Origin of the sequence: Protofrankia sp. Cj3, assembly GCF_917627355.1 — a bacterium.
Lineage (GTDB): Bacteria > Actinomycetota > Actinomycetes > Frankiales > Frankiaceae > Protofrankia.
Window position 1 is genome coordinate 1 of sequence record NZ_CAKJTR010000278.1, and the last position, 4221, is coordinate 4221.

Annotated in this window: 4 protein-coding genes and 2 tRNA genes; 5 read left to right on the forward strand and 1 reads right to left on the reverse strand. The window is 66.2% G+C overall.

Annotated elements, in window-relative coordinates:
• The first annotated feature begins 642 nt into the window (after positions 1-642).
• The 3 genes from MJ783_RS22225 to MJ783_RS22235 are packed head-to-tail and all read left to right on the forward strand — an operon-like array spanning position 643 to position 2009.
• Positions 643-903 carry a hypothetical protein gene (locus tag MJ783_RS22225; protein ID WP_239313597.1) on the forward strand — a complete coding sequence of 87 codons (261 nt, stop codon included), beginning with the start codon at positions 643-645 and terminating at the stop codon, positions 901-903.
• Entirely contained in the window at positions 896-1270 is a 375-nt protein-coding gene (locus tag MJ783_RS22230) for a GNAT family N-acetyltransferase (protein ID WP_239313599.1), read from the forward strand. The genes MJ783_RS22225 and MJ783_RS22230 overlap by 8 nt, the downstream gene beginning before the upstream one ends.
• A 40-nt stretch (positions 1271-1310) precedes the next feature.
• Positions 1311-2009: a hypothetical protein gene (locus tag MJ783_RS22235; RefSeq protein WP_239313601.1), complete on the forward strand. Its 699-nt coding sequence runs from the start codon at positions 1311-1313 to the stop codon at positions 2007-2009.
• A gap of 162 nt (positions 2010-2171) precedes the next feature.
• Here MJ783_RS22235 and MJ783_RS22240 read toward each other — a convergent pair.
• Positions 2172-2242: transfer RNA gene (locus MJ783_RS22240), tRNA-Gly, on the reverse strand.
• Positions 2243-2285: 43 nt separating this feature from the next.
• Between MJ783_RS22240 and MJ783_RS22245 the strand changes: the two genes are divergently transcribed.
• Positions 2286-2358, forward strand: a tRNA-Pro gene (locus MJ783_RS22245).
• 56 nt (positions 2359-2414) lie between these two features.
• The gene (gene tig / locus MJ783_RS22250) at positions 2415-3842 is read left to right on the forward strand and encodes a trigger factor (RefSeq protein WP_239313603.1); all 1428 of its coding nucleotides are present in this window, start codon (positions 2415-2417) and stop codon (positions 3840-3842) included.
• The last annotated feature ends 379 nt before the right edge of the window (positions 3843-4221 follow it).

The window sequence follows — 4221 nt, forward strand, 5'->3', positions numbered from 1 at the left end:
CTCGATATCTGAGAGGTAAAAGATGACTCGTGTTGGCATTACGGGCCACCGCGGATTAACTCCGGAGATAGAAACACATGTAGACCGGGAGATTCGCAGTTTCCTCGCTCAGCTGGGCCATTCCGACCTCATTGGAATCAGCTGCCTTGCGGACGGAGCGGACACCCTATTCGCTGAAGCCGTCCTAGATCTTGGAGGACAACTGATCATTTTAGTCCCCGCGCAGACCTACCGTGACAGTCTACCCGAGGAGCATCATCCAATCTACGATCACTTGTACAGTCAGGCGGAAAAAGTTCATCGGCTGTCCTATCGGGAGTCCGATTCCCAAGCGCACATGCACGCGAGTCGCATACTTGTAGATCAATCGGACCAGCTCATCGCCGTCTGGGACGGGCAGCCTGGCAGGGGACCCGGCGGAACAGCCGATGTCGTCGAGTACGCCCGCTGCCAGGGCCATCTGGTCCGCATCATCTGGCCCGCTGGAGTCAGCCGACCCTGACGAAAACACATCACCAGGAGTGTCGCCAGGGAGGAATGATCGCCATCGCTAATGTTCTATACTTCCTGAACGTCGCACGGTTCGAGCCCAGGACACGGGGACTCCGCCCCTCGACCCCGGCCTTCTCTCTGGAGGAGGGGGTGGACGTGGGACCGCTCGCCCCCACTATCCGGGATACGAGAAGCACCGCTGGCTGGTGTTCCACGAGGACGACGAGTTGTTGTTCGTCCACGTCCACCAAGTGGCGTTCCGACCAGCGCATCTGGACCACTCCGGCCCGTTGGGAAGACAAGATCCGCGCGCGGGAGCTGGCGTTCTCAGGCCAGGAACAGATCATCACGCTGCTGCCAGACTACTTCGGCCGCTTCGACTACAGCCCGTTTCGGCCAGCCGGTGACTGACCTTACGACGTGCGTGACGCTCGCCGAGGGCACCGCCCGGATGCCGGCCTGGGAGACACTGTCGGCCGACGGCGCGAGCGGGCTCGCCCAGACCGGGCGCTGCCTGCTGGCCCAGCTCCGGCACCTGAACCGCCCCATCGCACAAGCCCTGTACTTCCGGCTTGGCCCCGCCGACCTGCTCTACATGAGCACCTTTGACCCGGACTTCGCTGGTTGTTGCCCGAGCCAGCAGCTTCTTGCCGAGGCAGCCGCCGCCGCGCTCACGCAGGGAGCCAGCGTGATCGAACTGGGCCGAGGCGACGAGCCGTACCAATTCGGTCTTGGGGCTTTCCCTCGGTATCTCCGCGACGTGCTGGCTCCCGGATGACGACCGCCGACCCGCGACAGACCATGGGTAGGTGGGGGTCATGGCTGGTCACCGCGACCGGGCGAGGCATCCGGCGGAGTCCCGTCCGGGTGCCCCCGGGTTTCCTCGCTGCCACCCTGCCGGGGCTGGGAGGGTTCCTGTCGTCCGAGATTGCCGACCGTCCGGACCTGGAGACCCCGACGACAAGCCCGGCTTCGACGGACGCGCCGACATTGTCCGTTTCCGGGCACGCCGGGGCGCTCAGTGGGAGCTGTCCGAATTCAGGCTCGCCGAGGACGTGTTCACCACGATTGGTGAAGCGAACAGCACCGCGGGGTCTCGCCAGGTTGCCGCAGCGCTCGTCACCAGCACCGGCCTGGAACGGGCGCTGTCGGTCTGGGCCCGCCTCGTCCGCCACCTCGGCTCCGCGATGACCTACCGCGTCATCACCCGGGTCCTGGACGAACGCCGCTTCAAGCGGACCGAACTGCGTCATGCCGCCGCCAACACGATCGTCACTCATCGGCCGAGGTGGCGCCCCGCCGACCCGGCTGACCTAGAGATCTGGGTGCTCGAATATCGTAGGTGCCACTTCGTCGCTGGCCTGCGGCTGTCCGACCGGCGGATGCGGCAGCACGGCGAGGGCCGGGAGAACAAACGTCACGGGGCGCTGTGTCCCGTCGTCGCCGCCGCGATGGTCCGCTCGCCGGGCAGAGTCCCGGCGACTTGCTGGACCCCTGTTGCGGGTCGGGAACGATAGTAGGGGAGGGCGACACACGTCCGGAGTCGCCCCGACGACGGCGCCGCGGGGGGCTCTCGTGCCCGCCTAGCGGCCCGTGGATGGCCCGCCGCCCAATGTTGATCAGCTGGGTCTGCTCCCTCCCTGCCCCGAGCAACGCCCTGGCCAGGGAGGGAGCGGCGGAGCGGGTGACCGGGATCGAACCGGCATGGCCAGCTTGGAAGGCTGGGGCTCTGCCATTGAGCTACACCCGCGGAGCGTCGCTTACACTACCCGTAGGATACTGAAGCAACGCCTCGGGGCGTAGCGTAGTGGCTAGCGCGCCTGCTTTGGGTGCAGGAGATCGGGAGTTCGAGTCTCCCCGCCCCGACCGGTAATCTCGGCGCGTCCATCCGATCCACTGCCGCATCAGGAGTTAGCCGCGCCGTGAAGGCCACCAAGGAGACCCTAAGTCCCACCCGGGTCAAGCTGACCGTCGAGGTGCCCTTCGACGAGCTCAAGCCGTCCGTTGACGCCGCCTACCGCAAACTCGCACGGGAAGTCCGGGTTTCCGGCTTCCGGCCGGGCAAGGTGCCTCCGCGTATCCTTGACCAGCGTCTTGGCCGGGGAGTGATCCTCGAGGAGGCCATCCAGAACGCCTTGCCGCGCTTCTACACCGATGCCGTGCAGCAGGAGGACGTAGACGTTCTGTCCCGTCCCGAGGTCGGCATCAGTTCGTTCGAGGACGGTGCCCCGCTGGTTTTCACAGCGGAGGTGGACGTCCGGCCGGACATCGTTCTTCCCGACTATGACAGCCTTGAGGTCATCGTTGACGCGCTCGAGGTGACTGACGAGCAGATCGATTCACAACTGACGACCATGCGTGAGCGCTTCGCCGTGCTCAAGCCGGTCGAACGCCCGGTGCAGACCGGCGACTTCATCTCCCTCGACCTTTCCGCGACCGTGGACGGCGAGGTCGTCGAGGGTGCCGAGGCTGCCGGTATGTCCTACGAGGTCGGTAGCGACACCTTGATCGATGGTCTGGACGCGGCGGTCATCGGTGCCGACGAAGGAGAGAGCCGTACCTTTGTGACCGAACTGCTCGCCGGTGAGTTCGCCGGCAGCTCGGCCGAGGTCACGGCCACCGTCCGGGGCGTCAAGGAGCGTGAGCTTCCCGAGCTTGACGATGACTTTGCCACCACCGCCAGCGAGTTCGACTCGCTGGCGGAGCTGCTTGCGGACATCCGGGAGCGTCTTGTCCGTGAGGCCGAGCGCGACCAGCTCGGGCAGGCGCGTGAGCGTGTTCTCGACGCTCTGATCGAGCGTGTTGACGTGCCGTTGCCGGTCTCGGTCCTCGATGGCGAGGTCGAGGCTCGCGAGCATCGTTTCGTTCATGATCTTGAACGGATGGGCGTTGACCGTGAGGCCTACCTCAAAACACTTGGCCGGACCGACGAGGAGCGCCTCGACGATGTGCGGCGACTCGTCGAGAGGACACTGAAGTCGCAGTTCATCCTGGACGCTGTGATTGATGCCGAGCAGTTCGGTATAGATCAGGGCGAGCTGATGGAGCAGGTGATCGGTCGGGCGCAGCGCATGGGCATGAGTCCCGAGGCCTTCGCTCAGCAGCTCGCCCAGGGGGATGGCCTTTCGGCGATCATGATTGACGCGCTGCGGAGCAAGGCACTCGCCTTCCTGCTGCGACAGGTGAAGGTCGTTGACACGGCCGGAAGCGAGGTGGTGCCACCTGATCAGGCGGCACCGATCGTCCCGCCAGGCGAGGACATCGAAGACGTTGATCCTGATGTCGATGCCGCCACGGACACCGATGCGGAGGATGCGGGCGGGTCGACCGATCCCGCGCCCAGCGGCTGAGCCGCCCTGGTCCGTCCGCGGCCGGGTGAACGGTTGTCAGTGGCCCCCGGATATCCCGTCCGGGGGCCACCGCGCGTTCTGTCCGGCTGCGCGTTCCGTACGGCCGGAGCGCCCGGTGACCTGGGCCTGCGGCTGGTCAGCCGCGCGGTTGGGGCGTTGTGATGCCGCCCCACGCTGGAGTGCCCGGCAACAGGGGACGCGGCGTCGCGGGCTTGGGCCACCCACCTCGTCGCATCGCTCCCCGTCCATCGCCGTCCATCGCCGCGCGATGCACGGGTACCCCGGCTCGTCAGTCGCCACCCAACACCTCCGGTGGCTCCCTCCGCCGCCGCGCGATGCACGCACCCCAGCCCCACTCCTTGATCCACACCCCTATTGC